Source organism: Streptomyces sp. CNT360, from assembly GCF_000424785.1.
In genome coordinates this window covers 21471-43452 of record NZ_AUKO01000019.1, presented here as the reverse complement: position 1 = coordinate 43452, position 21982 = coordinate 21471, and the positions used below count along the sequence as shown (strand labels likewise).

Here is a 21982-nt window from a genome sequence, read left to right as displayed (position 1 = left end):
CCGGAATCAAGGCGTCAGCGTCTCGATCAGCGTCTCCTGGAGACCGCCGAGCCACAGGTACGCCATCACCAGCGGCTTGCGTTCGTCGGAGTCGGGCAGCGCGTACAGCTCGTCGTCACTGTCGTCACTCACCTCCAGTCGGGTGCCGAGCGCCAGCCGCAGGTCGTTCAGCGCGCCGAGCCAGTGCAGGGACTCCTCGTTGCCGAGCGTCAGCACGGCGCCGCTGTCACCGGGGGTCAGCGTGTCCAGCGACCGCACCACGGCCAGCCCGTCCGCACGCTTACGGGCCCGCAGATCGTTCTCCGTGTAGCGGCGGAACTCCGAGGAGGCGGCCCGGTCGTGCCGCTCCCGAGCGGCCTCGTCGCTGCCCGGCTCCACCTGCTGCCCGGAGTCCGCCGCCGGCCCCGGTCCGTACGCGTCGGGAAAGAACCGCGCCAGCACCGGATCGGCGGGCGGCTCGCTGGGGCCGTCGGAGAACGGCGGCCAGGAGACGGCCTCGATGCCCGCCAGCTCCTCGTCCGTGCTGTCGCCCTGCGCGCCCTCGCCGGGCGGGGTCTCCGGGCGCGGCTGCCCGGCCGGTTCGCTCCCCGGGCCGATCAGCTCCAGCACCTGCACCGCCAGGCTGCGCAGGATCGAGATCTCCACCTCGTCCAGGGCGATCGCCGCGCCGCCGTCCCCGGTCGGCTCGAAGTACCCGGCCATCAGCGGTCCTGGGTGAGCGTCGCCCACAGGCCGTAGCTGTGCATGGCCTGCACGTCGCGCTCCATCTCCTCGCGGGTGCCGCTGGAGACGATCGCGCGGCCCTTGTGGTGGACGTCGAGCATCAGCTTCTTCGCCTTCTCCTTCGAATAGCCGAAGTACGCCTGGAACACGTACGTCACATAGCTCATGAGATTGACCGGGTCGTTGTGCACAACGGTCACCCAGGGCACGTCCGGCTGGGGAACCTCCAAGGGGTCCTCGGTGGTCTCCGGGCGCTCGATCTCCATCGGGGTGGCGACACTCACAACACCCATGCTGCCACCCGGTACCCGCGGGCGCCCAAACGGCGGCCCCCGGTACCGTATATCGTCAGCTTGACGAAATCCGGGGTACGCTCCCAGCGACCGACCCGAACACACGAGGTGAGCAGCAGTGCTGGAATCCCCCGGGGCGCAGCCCCCGCACGAGACCCGGCAGGAACACGCCCGGCGGATGGAGACCGGCCTGCCGGTCTCCGTGCCCTCGACGGCGCTCTTCACCGACCAGTACGAACTGACGATGCTCCAGGCGGCCCTGCGGGCGGGCACCGCCGAGCGCCGCTCCGTCTTCGAGGTCTTCACCCGCCGGCTCCCCGAGGGCCGCCGCTACGGCGTCGTGGCCGGCACCGGCCGGGTCCTGGACGCCGTGGAGAACTTCCGCTTCGACGACCAGCTCCTGGAGTTCCTGCGGGAGACCGAGGTCGTGGACGGGCCCACCCTGGAGTGGCTGGCCGGCTACCGCTTCCGCGGCGACCTCCTCGGCTACCCCGAGGGCGAGGTCTACTTCCCCGGCTCGCCGCTGCTGCGGGTCGAAGGGTCGTTCGCCGAGTGCGTGCTGCTGGAGACGGTGATCCTCTCGATCCTCAACCACGACTCGGCCGTCGCCGCCGCCGCCTCCCGGATGGCCACCGCCGCGGGAGGCCGGCCGCTCATCGAGATGGGCGCCCGGCGCACCCACGAACTCGGTGCCGTCGCCGCCTCCCGCGCCGCCTACGTCGGCGGCTTCGACACCACCTCCGACCTCGCCGCCGGCTTCCGCTACGGCATCCCCACCGTCGGCACCAGCGCCCACGCCTTCACTCTCCTGCACGACACCGAGCGCGACGCCTTCCGCGCACAGGTCGACTCGCTCGGCAGCGGCACCACGCTGCTCGTGGACACCTACGACGTCGCCGAGGCCGTCCGCACCGCCGTCGAGGTGGCCGGGCCCGGGCTCGGCGCCGTCCGTATCGACTCCGGCGACCTGCTGCTCGTCGCCCACCGGGTACGCCAGCAGCTCGACGAGCTCGGCGCGACCGGCACCCGCATCGTCGTCACCAGCGACCTCGACGAGTACGCCATCGCCTCGCTGGCCGCGGCGCCCGTGGACGCCTACGGCGTCGGCACCCAGCTGGTGACCGGCAGCGGCCACCCCACGGCCTCCATGGTCTACAAGCTCGTCGCCCGCGCGGACAGCGACGACCCCGCCGCGCCCCTGCTGCCCGTCGCCAAGCGCTCCCTGGGCGGCAAGACCTCACTGGGCGGCGCCAAGTGGGCCGCCCGGCCCCTGGACGCCGAGGGCGTCGCCGAGGCCGAGGTCGTGGGCAGCGGACCCGTCCCCGCCGACCTGGCCGGCCACCTGCTGCAGACCAAGCTCGTCGACGGCGGCACCGTCGTGGGCCGCGAACCCCTGGAGGCGGCCCGCGAACGCCACCGCGCCGTCCTGGCCCGGCTGCCCATGTCCGCCGTCCAGCTCTCCCGCGGAGAGGCCGTGCTGCCGGTCGAACACCGCTGAGGGCCGACGCCCGCACGAGCCGGTGGGTGACCGCTGTCCGCGGGCGAGTCACCAGCGGGGGCCGCGCACTGCCGCCGCGGCGCCGGAGTGTCTAGTCTCGGAACCGGAGGGCGGCGGCCCCGCCCCCATGGACGCTCCAGGATCCCGCAGGGCGTGCCCGATGCGCCCGCGAGCGCTCAGGGCCGCCACCCCGGTCCGCCCCCACCCAGTCGACCCACCAGCCGAAAGGTGTGCACCATGCACCGGGCACTGATCGTCGTGGACGTGCAGAACGACTTCTGCGAGGGCGGCAGCCTGGCCGTCGCCGGCGGCGCCGACGTGGCCGCCGCCATCACCGACCTGGTCGGGGACGCGTCCGCCGGATACCGCCATGTCGTCGCCACCCGGGACACCCACATCGACCCCGGCGACCACTTCTCCGACACCCCGGACTTCGTCCACTCCTGGCCGCCCCACTGCGTGGCGGGCACCGAGGGCGTCGGCTTCCATCCCAACTTCACCCCTGCCGTCGCCTCCGGCTCCATCGAAGCCGTCTTCGACAAGGGCGAGCACACCGCCGCCTACAGCGGCTTCGAGGGTGCCGACGAGCACGGCGTCCCCCTCGCGGAGTGGCTGCGCGAGCGCGGCGTCGCCGAGGTCGACGTCGTCGGCATCGCCACCGACCACTGCGTACGCGAGACGGCGCTGGACGCCGTCCGCGAGGGGTTCCGCACCCAGGTCCTGCTCGACCTGACGGCCGGAGTCGCCGAGGACACCGTGCAGCGCGCCCTGGACGAGCTGCGCGACGCCGGAGTCGAACTGACGGGCAAGCCAGTCGTCACACCGGCCTGAACCCCGAAGCCTGCCCCCCGTCCCGGTCCCGGTCTGTGGGCCCCGGCTGCGGGGCCCCGGCTGCGGGGCCCCGGCTGGGCCCCGAAGAGCCACGAGCGCTCAGTCGGGGCCCGAACCCGGGAGGGTCAGGCGGGGGTGGCGCGGAGGAGGGCGGCGATGGGGCGCCAGGAGTTGTGGGCGTCGTCGGGGACAGCCCGCCAGACCAGGCCCTCGGGGTGGTGCAGCACCGCGGTGACCTCGTCCGCGCTCGGCGGCTCCGCGTTGCCCCGCAGGTAGATGGCCCGCAGGCCGAGATTGCGCAGGCGGGTCAGCGCGCGGGCCCGGTTGCCCGCGTGCACCAGCACGCGGACCCGCTGCTCGTCGCCGGGTCTGCGGACGGTCGCCTCACGCACCGTGTGCGGCTCGTCGGCGTGCGCCGACCAGCGGCGGGCGGCCGGCAGCAGCCCGGAGCGGCGGGCTGTGGCCCCACCACCCGCTCCACCCGCTCCCCGCGGCCCCGGGGCAGCGGGCCCCGCACCGTGCGGCTCGGGCGGCGCGGGCAGCGTCAGCGCGACGATCACGCTGCCGTCCGGCAGCCTGACGAATCCGCCTCCTGACATGATCACCATCTCCCCCGTGAGACTCGTTCGGGTACGTCCTGTGCGGGGCCTCCGTGAGGCGGCCCCACCAGGCATCTAAACGCGATCCAGCGCCGATCGCCAGGGGGTAACGGGTGATCATGTTTTGACCTGCAACGATGCAAACAAATTCATTCCTGGGTTGCATGGTCGTCGATCACCAGTTCCCCGAGCCGCCGTAGTGGATCTTCACCCGTCCTTCACCCGGGGTGATTGCGCAGTCTTTCCGCCCGTTTTATTCGTTTATGCCCTGTAACATCTCAGGTGGTTGAACGCCGGACGATCCCTCCGGCCACCATTGGCCCGACCGCTGGCGCTGCCACCCCGCGCCTTCGCCTCTCCGGCAAGCGGAATTCCCAACTCCCCATCAGATAACGGGTGCGAACACCGGTACGGGGCCGACTCCCGGCCGTACACCGGGATCCGAGGCCCCTCGCGCGCCACCCCCGCGCGCGGCGCGCGTCGGCGGGGCCCACGGGAGGGCACCAAGAGCCGGTCGCTGTCCGCCAGTTGGGATGCCGGGGCCGCTGTGCGTCCGTGCGCCCCCCGTGCAACAGAGGCGTGGGTCAGCTCACGCTTGCGGCGCTTTCCGCCAGGGCATCCGGACCGTAGAGTCGTTCGATGGCGCCCCGTTCGTAGCGAGGCAACGCGTAGCGCGCAACGACCCGTTCACCTTCAGACCGTGCCCCCATCCCCCGAGGACGGATCCGCCATGCCGCGTCCGAATCCCGCCCAACTCCTCTACGGCTCGGCCACCGTCATCTGCTCCACCCTCGCCATGTTGCTGCTCTCCCAGACACGTTCGAGCGGCTGGATCGCCGTGATCGCGATCGCGGCGCTCGCACTTGGCCTGCTGGTGGCGCTGACCGCCCCGTCGGCACACGCAACTCTCAGGCGGCGCACCGCCGCCGGGCGGGCGACGGCCCGCGCCTCCGTCCGCTCCGCCGCCCGGCCGGGTGCCGTGTCCGCCCGGCGCCCGGCGACCGCGCGGTCGGTGGCCTCGCCGTCGCCGACCACCTCGGCGGCCTCGGCAGCGGCGCCGGCGACGATGGGAGCCGCCCGCCACTGAGCCCCGGCCGCCCCGCCGCCGGACGGCGCGCCGTCGACGGGGCTTGCGCCACGGCCGGGCCGGTCCGGTCAGTCCGTCGCGACCACGACCGTCCGGGCCGACTTGTCGTGCAGACACTGCTGGTAGGGCTTGTCCCAGGTGCAGAACAGCACGTTCACCAGCCAGAACAGTGAACCGATGCAGGGCACCAGCGGGGGGATCTGGTAGACGGCGGCACGCAGCCAGCCCGGTGACCCCGCCGGCACGGCGCCGTTCTGCAGCATGGCGACCCGGATGTGCATCGCCTTCTTGCCGACCGTCTGTCCCGACGACGTCAGCATCAGGCCCTCGTAGACGAGGTAGACGACGGTGTAGACCAACTGGGGCCAGTACGCGTACCCGTTGTACCCGTTGTCGTACGAGTAGCCGCCCTCGATCAGTCCGGAGACGACGCCCACGGGGATACCGATGAGCAGCGCGTCGATGATGCGGGCCAGCAGCCGCTTGCCCCGTGAGGCCAGCGGCGGCATCCCCGCGAGCGGATCGGCGGCACCGGCGGCACCGCCGTACGGGTTGTCGTACGGACTGCCGTAGCCGCCTGCCTGTCCGCTGTCTCCGTAACCCCCGCCCGGCGGGGGCGGTGGCGGGGGCGGGCTGCCGTACGGGCCGCCGCCCGAGCCGCCCGGGGGCGGAGGCGGAGTGCCGTAGGGGTCCGGGCCGGTGCCGCCCGGAGGGGGTGGGGGCGCCTGGCCCGGCGGCGGCTCCTGGTCCGACGGCGGTCGACCGGGTGGCTCCTGGCCGGGCCGTTCACCGGACGGACTCTGCCCGGACGCGGGAGGGGCCCCCTCGGCCCCGGGAGGCGGCTGCGGCTGCTGCGGCTTCCGGAACGGGTCGTTCTCCGGCTGCTCCGTGCTCATGGCCCGAGTGCACAGCCCCCGGCCACCCGCCGCATCCTGGGCGGGCCGTTCGGGGGACGCCCGCCCTCCGCCGGTCTCCGAATCCGGCTACAGCCTGACCTCACCGTCCACGTTCCCCTTGGCCACGAAGGTCCCGGCCACCTTGTCGTGCCAGCACTGCCGCCACGGACGGTCGAACAGGCACCACACGACATTGACCAGCCCGACCACCAGGACGCCGAGCACCCCGTGGACCAGCCAGCGCAGCAGGGAGCTGCCGAAGCCGGGCTTCCCGTGCCCCTCGATGTTGACGACGGAGAGCCCGAACAGCTTCTTGCCGAGCGTGCGGCCCCACCGCGCGGTCGGCATCACCTCGTACAGGAGGCCGAAGACGAGGAGGGTGCCGACGACCAGTGCGAGATACAGCCCGGTCGTGCCGTCGACCAGCCAGATCTGTTTGGTGACGCCCGCCTGTTCGACGGCGTCGATCTTCGCCTGGATGTGGTCGACCGTCCTGCCGACGAACGGGAACGCGACCGCCGCCCCCACCGCGAGGGTGAGGACGAGGTCGAGGAGCCGGGCGCCCAGCCGCTTGCCGAGCTCCGCCGGCCGGGCCTCCTGCGCGAGCGCGCGGGAGAACGGGTCGTCCACGGGCGGCCGCCACGGCGCCACCGGCTGTTGCTGTTGCTGTTGCTGCTGCTGAAGCTGCGGTTGCTGCTGGTGCGGTGCCGGGTTGGACCACGAGGGGGTCGCCACCCCCTCGCCCGTGCGCACGGGCGGCGTCGTCCCGGGTGGGACGGACGCGTCCTGTCCAGCGCCCGGGAGCGGCGCCGGGGCACCGGACGCGTCACGCTGCTCCGGCAGCGCCGGGCTCTGCTGCCGGACCGGCGCGAGTCGCTCCCCTGCCGGGGCGGCGGCCTCGGCGGCTGCGGCTCCCGACGCCGCGCCGCTCTCCAGCGCGACCGCACCCCGGCCGCCCTGCGGCTCCCGCCCGGTCACCTGCTGCCCTGCTACCTGCGTGTACCCGGGGCCTTGGCCGGGACCCGCGCCGTGGCCGGAGTCCGCACCTGCTGCGGGGCCGGAGCCCGGCCCCGGGCCCTGGCCCGGTACAGCGCCCTGGCGGGGACCGGCGCCTTGGCCGACGTTCTGCTCGGGGCCGGCGGCCTGGTGCGGGACGGTGCCCTTGTGGCGGTCGGCGCCCTGGCCCGGTCCGGCGCCGTGCTCCGGGCCACCCGACGGCGCCCACCCGGGGTTGCCGACGGCCCCGGCGGCGTCGCCGGTCCCGTCTCTCCCGGTGGGCTGCTGCCCGAAGGGTGACTGGCCGGAGGCGGGTTGACCGGAGGCGGGTCGGCCGGACGTACCGGACTGCCCCGGCGGGGAGTCGCCCGGCGCGGAGGAACCACTCGCGGCCGGTGCGGCGGCCGCGGGGCCGGAGGCGTCGGAGCGGAGGACCTCCGAACGGCGGAGCCCGACCGTGTGTTCGCGGCCGCCCTGCGGCTGGGGCGGCGGATCCTGGGGCGCGGAGGCGGATGCGGCGGCGCCCGCACGACCGGACGGTGCGCCCTCCTGTCCCCAGCCGCCGCGCGGGTCCTGGGCGGGGCCGAACCCCGCCTGCGGGGCGGCGGCCGCACGCTCGTCGATGCTGTTGCCGCTGCCGGTGCCGTCGGCGGGCTCCTCCGTGCCGCCCCCGACCGTGTCCTCGTCGAGGAAGACAGGACCCGTCTCCTCCGAGGGCGAGCGCCGCGGCCGTGCGGGCGGCCCGGCCGGCCCGTCCTGCTCGGCGGTGGCGGGCGGCGTGGGAGCCGTAGCCGGCGAGGACGCCACCGGCGGCGGCGCGGGCATGGGTTCACCCTCACGTGGTTCCGGACGGCTGGTGCCGGGCACCCAGGACGAACCGTTCCAGTAGCGGATGTACCCGGGGATGGACGGATCCGGGTAGTACCCCGCACGAGGTACCTCGTCATGAGCACCGGAGGGCCCCACTGCCTCCAACTCCCCTCACCAACGACGCCTGTGACCAGACCGCGGCGGCGCCCAGCACTGGGCCGACCACCGGCGGCGCGGCGGGAACCTCCGCCTGTTCAAGGAGGACAGTAACGAAGAAGAGGGGGCGGGGAGGAAGCAGACGGCGGGGAAGCCCGCCTTCGGGCGAACCTCGGGGGGCCCGCGCACGGGTCCGTCACCGGCACTTCACACGTCCCCCGGGCCCGGTCGGCAGGCATGGCGCGGCGCCCGGAAAGGCGGGCGAGAAGCCCGCGGAGTCGCCGCAGAAGGCCCGAGGAGAAGGAGGAGAAGAAGGTCGGCGAAAAAAGTCTGCAAACCCGTGTAACGAACTGCGCGCAACTGCCTCTAACCCTGTGCGGGCCTCTCGCAGCGGGCCGCACAGCGACAGAGGAAGGCGAAGTCGATGCACACCGTGGTCGAACGCGAAGTGGAGATGAGGCTCGTTCTCTCGCCCGAGCGCAGCGTGGCCGTACCGTCCCGGCTCAGCTACCGCAGCCACGACCCGTATGCCGTTCATGTGGGCTTCCACATCCATTCGGAGGCGCCCGTCCACTGGACGTTCGCCCGGGAGTTGCTGGTGCAGGGCCTCACCGAGCCGTGCGGGGAGGGCGACGTGCGGGTGTGGCCGACACGGGTGGGGGCGCGGGAGGTGGTGTGCATGGCCTTGAGTTCGCCGCACGGGGACGCCCTGGTGGAGGTGTCCTCGACCGTGTTGACGGCCTGGCTCGAACAGACTCTCCATGCGGTGCCGGCCGGTGCGGAGCAGACGGCGATGGGGCTGGACGCGCAGTTGAGCGCCCTGTTGCGACCATGAGGGGCGCCTGCCCCCTCCCCCGCCTGCCTCCCCGCCTGCCTCGTGCGCCTGCCTCCTACGGGGGACCCGGACGCGGGAGCTCTGCCGCCGACAGCTCCACTGCCGCCACGAACCCGTCAGCCGCGCTCCGTTGCAGCCGTACCGGTTGCTGGGGCCGCACCGGCAGTTGGAACCGCCGGAGACCGGGATCCCCCGGGCAGACCGGAATTCTGCGCGGTCCCGTGAACTTTTCTCCGGAGCGCGTCATCTCACCTCACGTACGGGTCGGCGCCGCACGCCTGCGGCGCCGACTTCTCGGCCGCCCCCGGCACCCGGTGGGGTTCGTACCCCTTCTGGTGAGACGCCGGGCGGCCCCGAGGGGGTGAGTGACGCCCTCATGGGCGGCAGGCCGGGTCGACGCCCCCGTCGTCGATCCGGCCTGCGTACCGTCCGGTTCCCGCCGTCCCGCACGGTCGGCGGGACCGACGTTCCGTGCGGGCGGGGACGACCGACGGCCGGGCTCAGAAAAGCTTGCCCGGATTGAGGATGCCGTGCGGGTCGAAGGCGTGCTTGACGGCACGGTGCAGGTCGAGACCGACCGGGCCCAGTTCCTCGGCGAGCCAGTCCTTCTTGAGCAGTCCCACCCCGTGCTCGCCGGTGATGGTGCCGCCCAGGCGGAGGCCGAGTTCCATGATCTCGTCGAAGGAGATCCGGGCGCGGCGGGCCTCGTCCTCGTCGGCGGCGTCGAAGCAGACCGTCGGGTGGGTGTTGCCGTCTCCGGCGTGGGCGCAGACACCGATGGTCAGATCGTGCCGCTCGGCGATCTCGGCGGTGCCGCGCAGCAGTTCGGCGAGGCGGGTGCGGGGTACGCAGACGTCGTCGATCATCGAGGTGCCCTTGACGGCCTCCAGCGCGGTCAGCGCGGTGCGCCGGGCCTGGAGCAGCATGGCGGACTCGGCCGCGTCCTCGGCGGGGACCACCTGGACGGCACCGGCGGCCGTGCACAGGTCGCCGACCGCGCGCAGTCGGGGGCCCGGGTCGGGGGTGTCGAAGGCGGCGAGCAGCAGGGCCTCGGTGGTCTCGGGGAGGCCCATCTTCGTCAGGTCGTTGACGGCCCGCAGCGTGGTGCGGTCCATGAGTTCGAGCAGCGCGGGCGTGTGACCCGCCTCCATGATGCGGCACACCGCGTCGCAGGCGGCTTCCGCGGTGGGGAACTCGGCGGCGAGTGCGAGCTGTTGGGCCGGTTCGGCCTTGAGTGCGAGGGTGGCGCGGACGACGATGCCGAGGCTGCCCTCGGAGCCGACGATCAGCCGGGTGAGGTCGTATCCGGCCACGCCCTTGGCGGTGCGGCGGCCGGTGGACAGCAGTCGGCCGTCGGCCAGGACGACGTCGAGCCCGAGCACGTACTCCGCCGTCACCCCGTACTTGACGCAGCACAGTCCGCCCGAGCCGGTCCCGATGTTGCCGCCGATGGTGCACATCTCCCAACTGGAGGGGTCCGGCGGGTAGAAGAGGCCGTGCTCGGCCACGGCGCGGGAGAGGGTGGCGTTGACGACGCCGGGCTCGACGACCGCGATCCGGTCGACGGGGCTGATCTCCAGGATGCGGTCCATCCGGACGAGGGACAGCAGGACGCAGCCCTCGGAGGCGTTCGCCGCCCCCGACAGACCCGTACGGGCACCCTGCGGGACGACGGGGACCCGCAGCGCGTTCGCGGTGCGCATGGTGTGCTGCACCTGTTCGACGGTGCGTGGCATGACGACGGCGGTCGGGGCCCCGGCGGGGCAGAAACTGGCCATGTCGTTCGCGTACGAGGCCAGGACGTCGGGGTCGGTCAGCAACGCGTCCGCGGGGAGGCCCTCGGCCAGCCGTTCGATCAGCTCGCTCATGCCTCCAGCCTGGCAGCAGACAGGCGGGGCGGAAAGGCCCCGGACCTGCTGTTCTTCACCAGCCGGATTCCTGGAGCGGCGTGGTCGCACCCGGCACCTCGCCGACGGCCCCGGTCGCCGGGCGAACCGGGGGCCGGGGCCGTCGACGGTGGTGGGGCTACAGGTTGCCGCGGCGGTCCTGTTCCCTCTCGATGGCTTCGAAGAGGGCCTTGAAGTTGCCCTTGCCGAAGCCCATGGAGCCGTGGCGTTCGATCATCTCGAAGAAGACGGTCGGCCGGTCCTGGACCGGCTTGGTGAAGATCTGCAGCAGGTAGCCGTCCTCGTCGCGGTCGACGAGGATCTTCAGCTCGCGCAGGGTCTCCACGGGCACGCGGGTCTCCCCGGCCCACTCCCCCAGGGTGTCGTAGTACGCGTCGGGGGTGTCGAGGAACTGGACGCCCGCGGCGCGCATGGCCCGTACCGAGGAGACGATGTCGTTCGTGGCGAGCGCGATGTGCTGGACGCCGGCGCCGCCGTAGAACTCCAGGTACTCGTCGATCTGCGACTTCTTCTGGGCAACGGCGGGCTCGTTGATCGGGAACTTGACCTTGAGCGTGCCGTCGGCGACGACCTTGGACATCAGCGCGGAGTACTCGGTGGCGATGTCGTCGCCGACGAACTCCTTCATGTTGGTGAAGCCCATGACCCTGTTGTAGAAGGCGACCCACTCGTTCATCCGGCCGAGTTCGACGTTGCCGACGCAGTGGTCGACGGCCTGGAAGACCCTCTTCCCGGGCGGCGCGACCATCGGGTCCGTGGCGACGAAGCCGGGCAGGTAGGGGCCGTCGTAGCCGGTGCGTTCGACGAGGGTGTGGCGGGTCTCGCCGTAGGTGGCGATCGCGGCGCGCACGACGGTGCCGTGGTCGTCCTTGGTCTCGTAGGGCTCCTCGATGCCGCGGGCGCCGTGCTCGACGGCGTACGCGTAGGCGGCCCGCGCGTCGGGGACCTCGATGGCCAGGTCGATGACGCCGTCGCCGTGCGCGGCGACGTGCTCGGCTAGGAAGCGGCCCCAGTCGGTGGTGGGGCGGATGACGGAGGTGAACACGAAGCGGGCCGAGCCCGATTCGAGGACGTAACTGGCCGTCTCCCGGCTGCCGTTCTCGGGCCCCGCGTAGGCGACGGTCCGCATGCCGAAGGCGGTCGAGTAGTAGTGCGCCGCCTGCTTGGCGTTGCCGACGGCGAAGACGACCGCGTCCATCCCCTTGACCGGGAAGGGATCGGCCTGCCGGGCGGTCTGCGGGGTTGCTGCCGGAGTGTGTGTTCCGGGGTTCGTACCGGGGTGAGCTCCTGGGGTAGCAGTCATGGCGGCAGCGTCCCGCCGGTCCGCAAGGTGCGCAATAGTTCGCGTTTTCACTGGGCATATTGCTCAGTGGGATGGGGGTTCGTACGGACGATGTGCGCAATCTGTGCACCGTTGCGCGGGCTCCGACGCTCCTTCACGGAGAGGCACCTCATGGGCATCGACCGGCTCGACGCGCGTCTGCTGGAACTCCTCGCCGAGGAGCCCCGGATCGGCGTACTGGAGCTCTCCCGGCGGCTGGGGGTGGCCCGCGGTACGGCACAGGCCCGGCTGGACCGGCTGACCTCAGGCGGCGTCATCCGCGGTTTCGGCCCCGAGGTCGACCCGGCGGCGCTGGGCTACCCCGTCACCGCGTTCGCGACGCTGGAGATCAGTCAGGGGCAGGGCTCGGGCGTGCGCGCCCACTTGGCCACGGTTCCCGAGGTGCTGGAGCTGCACACCACGACCGGCAGCGGCGACATGCTCTGCCGGCTGGTCGCCCGTTCGAACGCCGACCTCCAGCGGGTGATCGACCGGGTCGTCGGCATCGAGGGCATCGTCCGTGCCGCCACGGCCATCGTCATGGAGAACCCCGTGCCGCTGCGGATCGTGCCGCTGGTGCGCCAGGCCGCGGACGACAGCGAGCAGCGGTGAGGAGGTCCGCACGGACGGGGACATGTGCGCGCGCGGTCCGTGGACCGGCGCGGAGGAAGAGGCGCAGTCGGCCCCGGAGAAGGACGGACCGAGGCGGCCGGTCGGGTCCAGGAAGGCCACGAGGCTCCGGTGAAGAGCGAGCCGGTCTTCGCGTGAGGTCCCGCCTCTCGCACAGGGGCGGCCCGGACGGCCGGACGGCCGCCCGCGCACTCAGCAGTGCGGTACGTCTCCGTCCGTGCGGATCTCCTTGAGCGCGTCGAGCGCCCCCTTCAGCGTGCTGACCGGTACCAGCCGCAGCCCCGCGGGCCGCTGGGCGTCCGCCTCGGCGCACTGCGCCTTCGGTACGAGGAACCAGGTGGCCCCGTCCCGGCGGGCGGCCTGGGTCTTCAGGGGGACCCCGCCGACGGCGCCGACCTCGCCCTTGGCGTCGATGGTCCCGGTACCCGCGACGGTGCGGCCGCCGGTGAGGCCCCCGTGGCCCGTGCCGTTCCCGTCCAGTTTGTCGACGATGCCGAGCGCGAAGAACAGCCCGGCGCTGGGGCCGCCCACATCGCCGAGCCGCAGCTTGACGTGCACGTCGTCGGGGGACCTGTGCACCTGTGCGAGGGCGGCGGTGACGGCCTTGTCCTGCGAGTCCTTCATCTCCGCGGCGATCCGCCGCTCGGCGTCCCCGGTGTCGCCGCCGCCGGGGTAGACCGCCTCGCGGGGCATCACGGCCCGGTCCTCGCGGAACCAGGAGTCCACCACCTGCGGCAGCCGCACCGTGGCCTCGGGGCGGGTGGCGGCGATGGTGACGGACAGCAGCCGCCCCTTGTCCGTGCCGCTTTCCGGGGCGCCCGTGACGGAGACGACGGGCTTCCCGCCGCGCTTGCCCAGCACGTTCGCGGTCTCCCCCGGCTGGGCCAGCGAGAACGGCAGCGGCACGACCAGCACCACGACGAACAGCAGGACGACGGGCAGCGCGCACAGGGCGAGCGTGCGGCCGCGAGTGAGGCGCGGGCGCGGGCCGCCGGGCCCCGTGGGGCGGCGAGCGGTGGTGGATTCGGACACCCCCGCAATCTACCGACTGCGGGGGAGGCCGTACGCAGCCCCCTGTGCGGGGTGGTCAGCGCAGCGCGTCGGCGACCTGGTTGGCGGCCCGGACGACGCGCCGGCCCAGCTGTTCGGGCACCGTGTCGGCCAGCAGGACGACGCCGACGCTGCCCTCGATGCCGCTCACGCCGAGTACGGGCGCCGCGGCACCGCAGGCACCCGCCTCCAGTTCCCCGCGGGTCAGGACGAAACCGGGGTCCCGCTCGTCGTCGGGCAGCCGGCCGGCGAGGATGGCGCGGCCGGCCGCCCCCTTGTCGAGAGGGTGGCGGAAACCCGTGCGGTAGGCGACGTGGTAGTCCGTCCAGCTCGGTTCGACGACCGCGACCGCCAGCGCCTCGCTGCCGTCGACCAGGGTGAGGTGCGCGGTGGCGCCGACGTCCTCGGCCAGGGAGCGGAGCGCGGGCAGCGCGGCCTCCCGCACCAGGGGGTGGACCTGCCGCCCGAGGCGGAGCACGCCGAGTCCCACCCGGGCCCGGCCGCCCAGGTCACGGCGGACCAGGGAGTGCTGTTCCAGGGTGGCCAGCAGCCGGTAGACCACGGTGCGGTTGACGCCGAGCTTGTTGGACAGCTCGGTGACGGTCAGGCCGTGGTCGGTGTCGGCCAGTAATGTGAGGACTCGCAGCCCTCTGTCGAGCGTCTGAGAGGTCTCCGCGGTCACGACGCCCCCCTTCTCGGGTGAGTGACGGCAGCCGCGGATGCCGACGCGTCGGGGGGCGCCTCCCCCGGCCCCGGGCCTGGATCGGTACCCCGAGCGCAGCGCTGGAGGCCGCCGGTCGCGGTGGCACTGGCAAGAACTGTGGCATGGCGAGCTGAGTGTCGACGAGGTGACCGGCCGCCCGTGGCGGTGGCGCCACGGGCCGTGTGTCCGGGGAATGTAGCGAGGAGCACCGCTGACCGGAAGAGTCTGTCCAGAATCCGGTCCACGACTGCCCGCATTCGCCGCATACGTCCCCGAATCGGCCATCTGCCGGGGCGCGATGAGCCGCTTCCGTTCCCGGTGAGGCGCCGGCTACGTCATCCGCGTGGCCCACTCCCGCACCTTGGCGATGCGGGCCTCGATCTGGCCCGCCGTCGCCTCCGCGCTGGGCGGCCCGCCGCAGACGCGGCGCAGCTCGTTGTGGACCACCCCGTGCGGCTTGCCGCTCTGGTGGACGTAGGCGCCGACCAGCGTGTTGAGCTGCTTGCGCTTCTCCAGCAGCTCCTTGTGGGTGACGACGGGCCGCTGCTCGGCAGGCTTCTCCAGCAGGTCCGCCTCGCTGTCGGGCTTCTTCCTGCTGTGCGCGATCTGCCGCGCCTGCCGCTTCTGCAGCAGCATCTGCACCTGGTCGGGCTCCAGCAGACCGGGGATGCCGAGGTAGTCCTGCTCCTCCTCGCTGCCGGGGTGGGCCTGCATGCCGAACTCGGCGCCCTCGTACATCACCCGGTCGAAGACGGCGTCCGACTCCAGCGCCTCGAAGGGGAGCTGGTCCTGCTCGCCGGTGTCCTCGTCCTGCTCCTGCTCGGCCTCCTTGAGCAGGTCGGCCTCCTCGGCGTACGGGTCGTCCTCGCTGTCCTTCACAGGCTTGTCGAGAACGTGGTCGCGCTCGACCTCCATCTCGCCGGCGAAGGTCAGCAGCGTGGGGATGGTCGGCAGGAAGACGGAGGCCGTCTCGCCGCGCCGCCGGGAGCGGACGAAGCGGCCGACGGCCTGCGCGAAGAACAGCGGCGTGGAGACGGTCGTCGCGTACACGCCGACGGCGAGCCGGGGCACGTCGACGCCCTCGGAGACCATGCGGACGGCCACCATCCACCGGTCGTCGGGGTTTTCCGAGCTCCGGAACTCCTCGATGCGCTGCGAGGCGCCCGTGTCGTCGGACAGCACGACCGTGGGTCCGGTGCCCGTGAGGGAGCGGAGCAACTTGGCGTAGGCGCGGGCCTGCTCCTGGTCGGAGGCGATGACGAGGCCGCCCGCGTCCGGCACCGCCTTGCGGACCTCGCTCAGCCGGTGGTCGGCGGCGCGCAGCACGGCGGGCATCCACTCGCCGCGCGGGTCCAGCGCGGTGCGCCAGGCCTGGGAGACGGCGTCCTTGGTCATCGGCTCGCCCAGCCGGGCCTCGATCTCGTCGCCCGCCTTGGTACGCCAGCGCATGTTGCCGCTGTAGGAGAGGAAGATGACCGGCCGCACGACGCCGTTGGCGAGCGCGTCGCCGTACCCGTAGGTGTAGTCCGCGACGGACCGCCGTACCCCGTCGCCGTCCTCCGCGTACTCCACGAACGGGATCGGGTTGGTGTCCGAGCGGAAGGGCGTACCGGTCAGCGCCAGGCGCCGCGTCGCCGGCTCGAACGCCTCCAGGCACGCCTCGCCCCACGAGCGGCTGTCCCCGGCGTGGTGGATCTCGTCGAGGATGACGAGGGTCTTGCGCTGCTCGGCGCGGTTGCGGTGCAGCATCGGGCGCACGCCGACACCGGCGTAGGTGACGGCGACCCCGTGGTACTCCTTGCTCAGCGGTCCGGCGCTGTAGTCCGGGTCGAGCTTGATCCCCACCCGGGCCCCGGCCTCGGCCCACTGCTTCTTCAGGTGCTCGGTCGGCGCGACGACGGTCACCTGCTGCACCACGTGGTGGTGCAGCAGCCAGGAGGCGAGCGTGAGGGCGAACGTGGTCTTGCCGGCGCCCGGGGTGGCCACCGCGAGGAAGTCGCGCGGCTGCCGCTCCAGGTACGCGTCCATCGCCGCCTGCTGCCAGGCGCGCAGCTTGTTGGCCGTGCCCCACGGGGCCCGGCCCGGGAAGGCGGGCGACAGGTGCGTGTTGTTGCTGGGGGTGGTGGGGGTGGTAGTCACGGTCTCCGGGGCGACGGGGTCGGGTACGCGGGCGGGCGCGGCGACCGGTACGACGGCCGGCGCGGGGCCGTCGCAACCCTACCGGGGCCGCGGACCGTCCTGGCCGGCCACCGGCGACTGTGACCAACGCCCCGCCAGCCACACCCCGGGCCCCTCGGTCAGGTGGCCGCGCAGCGCCGCCCGGCCGCTGGGCATCAGCTGCGCAGGCAGCTCGTCGGTGGACACCCACCGCAGGTCCGCATGCTTGTGCGGCTCCCGGTTGCGGGCCTCGCCCTCCCACCGGTGCGCGGCGAAGACGACGACGAGGTAGCCGTCGGGTGCCGCCGTGCCCACGGGGCCGTGCACCACGTGGGCAAGGGTCAGTTGGCCGGGCGCCACCGTGAGGCCGGTCTCCTCCCACAGCTCCCGCACGGCCGTGTGCGTCACCGGTTCGTCCGGTTCCTGCTTTCCGGTGGGCAGGTCCCACAGCCCCGCGCCGTGTGCCGCCCCGGGGCCCCGCTGGAGCAGCAAAACCTGTCGTGCGGCCCTGTCGTGCACGATGACGGCCGCCACCAGCAGGGTCATCTCTTCCTCCGGGTGCTGTCCTTTCCGGGGAACGTAGCAGTCCCGCGCCGCCTCCGGAGTGCGGGTGCGTGCGGGGCCGCGCGGTTCTGTGCGGTTCCGCGGGGAGTTGGCGGAGGAAGGGCAACCGTTCCGTCACCTCGTAGGTCTCACGTATGAACGACCATCGCACCGGTCCCGGCCCGTCCCCGCAGACAACACCCGCTCACTGCGCCCGGACACGGAGCGTCCGACCACAGGAGGACACGTGCTCCACCGCAACAAAGCCACTGCCACCGCCACCGCCGCCCGCGTCATCGGGGTGACGGCCGCGCTTCTGGCGGGCACCACCGCCGCAGCCGGCCAGGTCTGGGCGGCACCGGCCGCGGCGGCCGACGGCAGCGCCACGGCCACCTCCCAGGCCGCCGCGCCGAAGGCGGACTTCAACGGGGACGGGTACGCGGACACCGTCAGCGGCGCCCCGCACGCCACCGTCGCGGGCAAGCAGTACGCGGGATACTTCACCGTCACCTACGGCTCCGCCAAGGGGACCAGCACCACGCACCGGCAGCTCTTCAGCGCCAACAGCGACGGCATCCCCGGTGGGGTGGAGGACTACGGCAACCTCGGCTCCCAGACGGCGGCGCGGGACTTCGACGGGGACGGCGTCACCGACCTGGCCTTCGGCAACGGCAAGGGCCCCGTCATCCTGTGGGGCGAGAAGGGCAAGGGCCTCACCGAGGCCACCCAGTTCTCCTCCGCGGACGGCGGCTCCCGGCTGGTCGCCGGCGACTTCGACGGCGACAAGAAGGCCGACCTCGCCCTGGCCGGCGGTGACTTCGACGGCACGGTGGAGGTGCTCTACGGCGGCTTCACCCGGGACGGCAAGGCTGCCCGCACGGGCCAGGTGAAGACCGGGCACGAGTTCGCGCCCACCACGCTGACCGCCGGGGACGTGACCGGGGACGGCGCCGACGACCTGGTGACCACGCACGCGTTCGAGGAGATGTCGGAGTCCAGCGAGTTCTACGCGGGCTCCAAGGACGGCCTGGTCGACAAGGCCAGGTCCGTCGACGACGCGGAGACCGCCGTGATCGCCGACGTGAACAAGGACGGCTACGGCGACCTGGTCGTCCGTACCGTCCCCGGCGGCGTGGTGGAGGACCTGCCGCACGACCACGGCACCGTCAAGGTGCTCTACGGCTCCGCGCAGGGCCCGGGTGCCAAGAAGACCGCCACCCTCACCCAGAACAGCGCGGGCGTGCCCGGCACCAACGAGGAGGGCGACGAGTTCGGCAAGGCGCTGGCCGCCGGTGACGTCAACGGCGACGGCTACGCGGACATCGCCGTCGGCGTGCCCGGCGAGGACATCGGCAGCGGCGCGGGCGGCAAGGACACCGGTGCGGTCGTCCAACTGCTCGGCGGCAAGAACGGCCTGACCGGCGCCGGCGCCAAGAACTGGGACCAGGGCAGCGCCGGGGTGCCCGGCGCCGTGGAGGCCGGGGACCGCTTCGGCAGCGCGCTCGGCCTGGGCGACACCGACAACGACGGCCGCGACGACCTCGCGATCGGCGCCCCGGGCGAGGACGGCGACGCCTCGGCGACCGACGCGGGCGCGGTGTGGGTGCTGCGCGGTGCCACCGGTGGCCTGACGGCCGACGGTGTCGTCTCCTTCGGGCCGAAGACGCTCGGTGCCCCGGAGAAGGGCTCGGAGCTGGGCACCGCCTTCGCCCGCTGAGCGGGTACGCCGCCCGGCCGCGGCTCCGCCCTCGGGCGGGGTACGCCGCCGGGCGGGTGCGCCGCGCCGAGCGGCCCGTTCGGGAAGGGCTGTGACGTCTCCTGCCGACGGGCCGGGTGACCCCCAGGCGGGTCACCCGACTGCCGGGGGCCGATCCCGAGGGGGGACCGGGCCCCGGCAGTTCTCTGTTCCACCGGCGTTCGAGGTTCCGCTCGGGTGCGACGTTCAACTGGCGTTCGCCCGCGTGGCGCTGAGCGGGTGTCACCTCGCGGGTGGGGGTGCGGCGGCGCGCCGTGAAGTCGTTGTCATGTCCCAACCACGTCGGTACTGTGACGGGCCCAGGCGCCACAGCTCCATCCCCCCACCACAGGAGCAGCCATGCCCTCACGCACCTCAGCCCGGCGGCGCAGTACGCTGCGGACCGCCGCGCTCTCCCTCGCCGCCGCGACGGCCCTCCTGGTCACCGGCGTCACCGGCCAGGCCGCGACCGCCGAGCCGCCGTCCAGCGGCGAACCGGGCCCCACCCTGAACGAGTCCCTCCGCTCGGCCGCCCACCAATACGGCGTTCCCCGCGACCTGCTGGCCGCCGTCGGCTACGGCGAGACCCACTTCGACGGCCACCGCGGAAAGCCCAGTCAGGCGGGCGGCTACGGGGTGATGCACCTGGTCAGCAACCCCACCCTGCACACCCTCGAACAGGCCTCGAAGCTGACCGGCGAGCCCGTGGCCGAGCTGCGCAAGGACACGGACGCCAACGTGCACGGCGGCGCCGCCGTGCTGCGCGCCTACGCCGACAAGCTGAAGCTCGACGCCGCCGACCGGCACGACGCCGACGCCTGGTACCCGGTCGTCGCCCGCTACAGCGGAGCCCAGGGCGGCACGGCACGGCTGTACGCCGACACCGTCTACGAGCTGCTGGAGAGCGGGGTGCACGGCACCGGGCCGGGCGGCGAGCGGATCACCGTCACCGGGCGCGACGTCCACCCCGACAAGGACAAGGCCGACGCGGACGGGCCCGGCGTCCTGAGCCCGGACTACCCCGACGCCACGTGGGTCCCCGCCGATCCCGCCAACTACCGTGCGGGCCGGGCCGAGAAGCTCGACAAGATCATCATTCACGTGACCCAGGGGTCGTACGCGGGCTCCATCAGCTGGTTCCAGAACCCGGAGGCGCAGGTCAGCGCCCACTACGTGGTCCGCTCCTCCGACGGCGAGATCACCCAGATGGTGCGCGACGCGGACACCGCTTACCACGCCAGGAGCGCCAACGCCTCCGCACTCGGCATCGAGCACGAGGGCTACGTCGACGACCCCTCCTGGTTCACCGACGCCATGTACCGCTCCTCCGCGAAGCTGACCCGTCACCTGGCCGACAAGCACGGCATCCCGCTGGACCGGCAGCACATCATCGGGCACAGCGAGGCGCCCGGCAACGACCACACCGACCCGGGCAAGCACTGGGACTGGGACACGTACATGAAGCTGGTCAAGGGCTGACGTGACGCCGGACCGGAGCCGGCCCGCGGCGGCCTAGGACCAGCGGCCCACCGCCCGCTGCCACCAGGGTAGGTATCGTCCACGGCGGACGGTACTTACCTTGGTGGCATGCCTACGCAGGACGCGCCTCCCAGGGAATCCGTGCTCAGCGCCGCACACCGGCCGCTGACACTCGGCATCGTCTCCGTCGTCCTCCTCATCGCCTTCGAGGCAACCGCCGTGGGGACGGCGATGCCGCTGGCCGCCGACGAGCTCGACGGCATCTCCCTGTACGCGTACGCGTTCTCCGCCTTCTTCACCACCTCCGTCGTCGGCATGGTCGCCTCCGGCCAGTGGTGCGACCGGCGCGGGCCGCTGCCCCCGCTGGCGGCCGGCATCGCGCTGTTCGCCGGGGGGCTCGTGCTGTCCGGCACCGCCGCCGCCATGTGGCCGTTCGTGCTGGGGCGCGCCGTCCAGGGCGTCGGCGGCGGCCTGGTGATCGTCGCCCTCTACGTCACCGTCAGCCGCGCCTACCCCGAGCACCTGCGGCCCACCGTGATGGCGTCCTTCGCCGCCTCCTGGGTGGTGCCCTCCGTCGTGGGCCCGCTGATCTCCGGCACGGTCACCCAGCACCTCGGCTGGCGCTGGGTCTTCCTCGGCATCCCGGTGCTGGTCGTGGTGCCGCTGCTGGTGATGCTGCCGCCGCTGCGGCGCCGGGCCGCCGGCCCGCCTCCGCCCCCGCCCGCGGACGACTCCGCCGGGCCCGCACCGAGCAGTGCCGCCCCCGCCGGGGACGACGGCCGACGGCGCATCCGCCTCGCGGTCTGCGTCGCGGCGGGCGCCGGGCTGCTCCAGTACGCGGGGCAGGACCTGGGCTGGAGCTCCCTGCTGCCCGCTGCCGCGGGGCTCGCTCTGCTCGTGCCCTCGCTGCGGGTGCTGCTGCCCCGCGGCACGGCACGGGCCGCCCACGGGCTGCCCGCCGTCGTCCTGCTGCGCGGTGTCGCGGCCGGCTCCTACGTGGTCGCCGAGAGCTTCGTGCCGCTGATGCTGGTCACCCAGCGCGGGCTGTCCGTCACCATGGCCGGGCTCACCCTCGCCGCGGGCGGCGCCCTGTGGGCCCTGGGCTCCTTCGCCCAGTCACGCCCCCGCATGGAACCCCACCGCGAACGGCTCGTCCGCCTCGGCATGGCCCTGGTCACCCTCGGCATCGGCTACGCGCCGCTGGTGCTGGTCGAGACGGTCCCCGTGTGGACGCTCGCGCTGGCCATGGGGGTCGGCTGCTTCGGCATGGGGCTGACCATCTCCTCGCTGAGCGTGCTCATGCTGCGGCTCTCGGCGCCCCAGGAGGCCGGCCGCAACTCCGCCGCCCTCCAGCTGTCCGACGGCCTGTCCAACGTGCTGCTGCTGGCGGTGACCGGCGCGCTGTTCGCGGCGCTCGGCGGCGGCGCCGTCACCGTGGGCGCCCCCGAGCCGCACACGGGCACGGGCCACGCCGGCGGGGAGCCCGGCGCCTTCGGGGCCGTGTACGCGGTCTCGGCCCTCGTCGCGCTGGCCGGCGTGTGGGTGGCCGGACGGCTGCACCCCCGGCGCGACGGCACACCGCCGGGAACTGCACCGCCGGGGGCCGGGTCGAAGGCCGCCCCGGGGAACGCGGCGGCCCCGCGTGCGGTCGCCACCGCCGAACAGGCCGCACCCGTCGAGCAGGCCGAGTGATCCAGAAGCGGTGACACGGGCACTGACAGCGCTCCCCAAAA

18 protein-coding genes and 1 pseudogene are annotated in these 21982 nt (G+C 73.3%); 8 read left to right on the top strand and 11 right to left on the bottom strand.

Going from position 1 to position 21982, the window contains the following annotated elements; translation table 11 throughout:
* Nucleotides 1-6: 6 nt before the first annotated feature.
* Together H297_RS0117205 and clpS are read right to left on the bottom strand one after the other, a co-directional pair.
* Nucleotides 7-702 carry a DUF2017 domain-containing protein gene (locus H297_RS0117205; RefSeq protein ID WP_027738081.1) on the bottom strand — a complete coding sequence of 232 codons (696 nt, stop codon included), beginning with the start codon at nucleotides 700-702 and terminating at the stop codon, nucleotides 7-9.
* Nucleotides 702-1016 carry an ATP-dependent Clp protease adapter ClpS gene (gene clpS / locus H297_RS0117200; RefSeq protein ID WP_027738080.1) on the bottom strand — a complete coding sequence of 105 codons (315 nt, stop codon included), beginning with the start codon at nucleotides 1014-1016 and terminating at the stop codon, nucleotides 702-704. The genes H297_RS0117205 and clpS overlap by 1 nt, the downstream gene beginning before the upstream one ends.
* A gap of 178 nt (nucleotides 1017-1194) precedes the next feature.
* Between clpS and H297_RS0117195 the strand changes: the two genes are divergently transcribed.
* A complete protein-coding gene (locus tag H297_RS0117195) occupies nucleotides 1195-2514 on the top strand; it encodes a nicotinate phosphoribosyltransferase (RefSeq protein ID WP_027738079.1) in 1320 nt (439 codons plus the stop codon).
* Between the two features lie 237 nt (nucleotides 2515-2751).
* Nucleotides 2752-3345, top strand: coding sequence for an isochorismatase family protein (locus H297_RS0117190; protein ID WP_027738078.1), 594 nt, complete (start codon nucleotides 2752-2754; stop codon nucleotides 3343-3345).
* 125 nt (nucleotides 3346-3470) lie between these two features.
* Here H297_RS0117190 and H297_RS44300 read toward each other — a convergent pair whose 3' ends face one another.
* On the bottom strand, nucleotides 3471-3737 hold the full coding sequence (locus H297_RS44300) for a hypothetical protein (RefSeq protein WP_486589555.1): 267 nt from the start codon (nucleotides 3735-3737) through the stop codon (nucleotides 3471-3473).
* Between the two features lie 937 nt (nucleotides 3738-4674).
* Between H297_RS44300 and H297_RS0117180 the strand changes: the two genes are divergently transcribed.
* Nucleotides 4675-5031: a hypothetical protein gene (locus H297_RS0117180; RefSeq protein ID WP_027738076.1), complete on the top strand. Its 357-nt coding sequence runs from the start codon at nucleotides 4675-4677 to the stop codon at nucleotides 5029-5031.
* 68 nt (nucleotides 5032-5099) lie between these two features.
* Here the strand turns inward: H297_RS0117180 and H297_RS0117175 are convergent, their stop codons facing one another.
* Both H297_RS0117175 and H297_RS0117170 read right to left on the bottom strand, forming a co-directional pair.
* A complete protein-coding gene (locus H297_RS0117175) occupies nucleotides 5100-5927 on the bottom strand; it encodes an RDD family protein (protein ID WP_027738075.1) in 828 nt (275 codons plus the stop codon).
* A gap of 87 nt (nucleotides 5928-6014) precedes the next feature.
* Entirely contained in the window at nucleotides 6015-7889 is a 1875-nt protein-coding gene (locus H297_RS0117170; RefSeq protein WP_106959648.1) for an RDD family protein, read from the bottom strand.
* 424 nt (nucleotides 7890-8313) lie between these two features.
* On the opposite strand from H297_RS0117170, the gene H297_RS0117165 reads away from it, so the two are divergent.
* Nucleotides 8314-8724 carry an SsgA family sporulation/cell division regulator gene (locus H297_RS0117165; RefSeq protein WP_027738073.1) on the top strand — a complete coding sequence of 137 codons (411 nt, stop codon included), beginning with the start codon at nucleotides 8314-8316 and terminating at the stop codon, nucleotides 8722-8724.
* Between the two features lie 500 nt (nucleotides 8725-9224).
* On the opposite strand, the gene H297_RS0117160 is transcribed toward H297_RS0117165, so the two are convergent.
* Both H297_RS0117160 and hppD read right to left on the bottom strand, forming a co-directional pair.
* Nucleotides 9225-10592 (bottom strand): FAD-linked oxidase C-terminal domain-containing protein, encoded by a 1368-nt coding sequence (locus tag H297_RS0117160; protein ID WP_027738072.1) that lies wholly within the window; start codon nucleotides 10590-10592, stop codon nucleotides 9225-9227.
* A 157-nt stretch (nucleotides 10593-10749) separates the two neighbouring features.
* Entirely contained in the window at nucleotides 10750-11829 is a 1080-nt protein-coding gene (hppD, locus tag H297_RS0117155) for a 4-hydroxyphenylpyruvate dioxygenase (protein WP_027738071.1), read from the bottom strand.
* A gap of 255 nt (nucleotides 11830-12084) precedes the next feature.
* On the opposite strand from hppD, the gene H297_RS0117150 reads away from it, so the two are divergent.
* Nucleotides 12085-12564 carry an Lrp/AsnC family transcriptional regulator gene (locus H297_RS0117150; RefSeq protein WP_027738070.1) on the top strand — a complete coding sequence of 160 codons (480 nt, stop codon included), beginning with the start codon at nucleotides 12085-12087 and terminating at the stop codon, nucleotides 12562-12564.
* 210 nt (nucleotides 12565-12774) lie between these two features.
* Here the strand turns inward: H297_RS0117150 and H297_RS0117145 are convergent, their stop codons facing one another.
* The 4 genes from H297_RS0117145 to H297_RS36815 form a co-directional block, all read right to left on the bottom strand.
* On the bottom strand, nucleotides 12775-13614 hold the full coding sequence (locus tag H297_RS0117145) for a S16 family serine protease (protein ID WP_027738069.1): 840 nt from the start codon (nucleotides 13612-13614) through the stop codon (nucleotides 12775-12777).
* 55 nt (nucleotides 13615-13669) lie between these two features.
* A complete protein-coding gene (locus H297_RS0117140; protein WP_027738068.1) occupies nucleotides 13670-14314 on the bottom strand; it encodes a helix-turn-helix domain-containing protein in 645 nt (214 codons plus the stop codon).
* Nucleotides 14315-14665: 351 nt separating this feature from the next.
* On the bottom strand, nucleotides 14666-16474 hold the full coding sequence (locus tag H297_RS0117135; protein ID WP_027738067.1) for a DEAD/DEAH box helicase: 1809 nt from the start codon (nucleotides 16472-16474) through the stop codon (nucleotides 14666-14668).
* Between the two features lie 78 nt (nucleotides 16475-16552).
* A complete protein-coding gene (locus H297_RS36815) occupies nucleotides 16553-17038 on the bottom strand; it encodes an NUDIX domain-containing protein (RefSeq protein ID WP_051351925.1) in 486 nt (161 codons plus the stop codon).
* A 244-nt stretch (nucleotides 17039-17282) separates the two neighbouring features.
* Here H297_RS36815 and H297_RS0117125 point away from each other — a divergent pair, with 244 nt between their 5' ends.
* From H297_RS0117125 to H297_RS36810, 3 genes and pseudogenes are all read left to right on the top strand, one after another.
* On the top strand, nucleotides 17283-18752 hold the full coding sequence (locus H297_RS0117125) for a VCBS repeat-containing protein (protein WP_078514214.1): 1470 nt from the start codon (nucleotides 17283-17285) through the stop codon (nucleotides 18750-18752).
* Between the two features lie 378 nt (nucleotides 18753-19130).
* A pseudogene (locus tag H297_RS0117120) lies at nucleotides 19131-20246 on the top strand (N-acetylmuramoyl-L-alanine amidase); the annotation flags it as partial.
* Nucleotides 20247-20357: 111 nt separating this feature from the next.
* Nucleotides 20358-21941, top strand: coding sequence for an MFS transporter (locus H297_RS36810; protein WP_078514212.1), 1584 nt, complete (start codon nucleotides 20358-20360; stop codon nucleotides 21939-21941).
* The last annotated feature ends 41 nt before the right edge of the window (nucleotides 21942-21982 follow it).

Coding starts and splice junctions, on each gene's coding strand:
- H297_RS0117205 (WP_027738081.1), bottom strand. CDS start 702: ATGGCCGGGTACTTCGAGCCGACCGGGGACGGCGGCGCGGCGATCGCC.
- clpS (WP_027738080.1), bottom strand. CDS start 1,016: ATGGGTGTTGTGAGTGTCGCCACCCCGATGGAGATCGAGCGCCCGGAG.
- H297_RS0117195 (WP_027738079.1), top strand. CDS start 1,195: ATGGAGACCGGCCTGCCGGTCTCCGTGCCCTCGACGGCGCTCTTCACC.
- H297_RS0117190 (WP_027738078.1), top strand. CDS start 2,752: ATGCACCGGGCACTGATCGTCGTGGACGTGCAGAACGACTTCTGCGAG.
- H297_RS0117180 (WP_027738076.1), top strand. CDS start 4,675: ATGCCGCGTCCGAATCCCGCCCAACTCCTCTACGGCTCGGCCACCGTC.
- H297_RS0117175 (WP_027738075.1), bottom strand. CDS start 5,927: ATGAGCACGGAGCAGCCGGAGAACGACCCGTTCCGGAAGCCGCAGCAG.
- H297_RS0117165 (WP_027738073.1), top strand. CDS start 8,314: ATGCACACCGTGGTCGAACGCGAAGTGGAGATGAGGCTCGTTCTCTCG.
- H297_RS0117160 (WP_027738072.1), bottom strand. CDS start 10,592: ATGAGCGAGCTGATCGAACGGCTGGCCGAGGGCCTCCCCGCGGACGCG.
- hppD (WP_027738071.1), bottom strand. CDS start 11,829: ATGGACGCGGTCGTCTTCGCCGTCGGCAACGCCAAGCAGGCGGCGCAC.
- H297_RS0117150 (WP_027738070.1), top strand. CDS start 12,085: ATGGGCATCGACCGGCTCGACGCGCGTCTGCTGGAACTCCTCGCCGAG.
- H297_RS36815 (WP_051351925.1), bottom strand. CDS start 17,038: ATGACCCTGCTGGTGGCGGCCGTCATCGTGCACGACAGGGCCGCACGA.
- H297_RS36810 (WP_078514212.1), top strand. CDS start 20,358: ATGCCTACGCAGGACGCGCCTCCCAGGGAATCCGTGCTCAGCGCCGCA.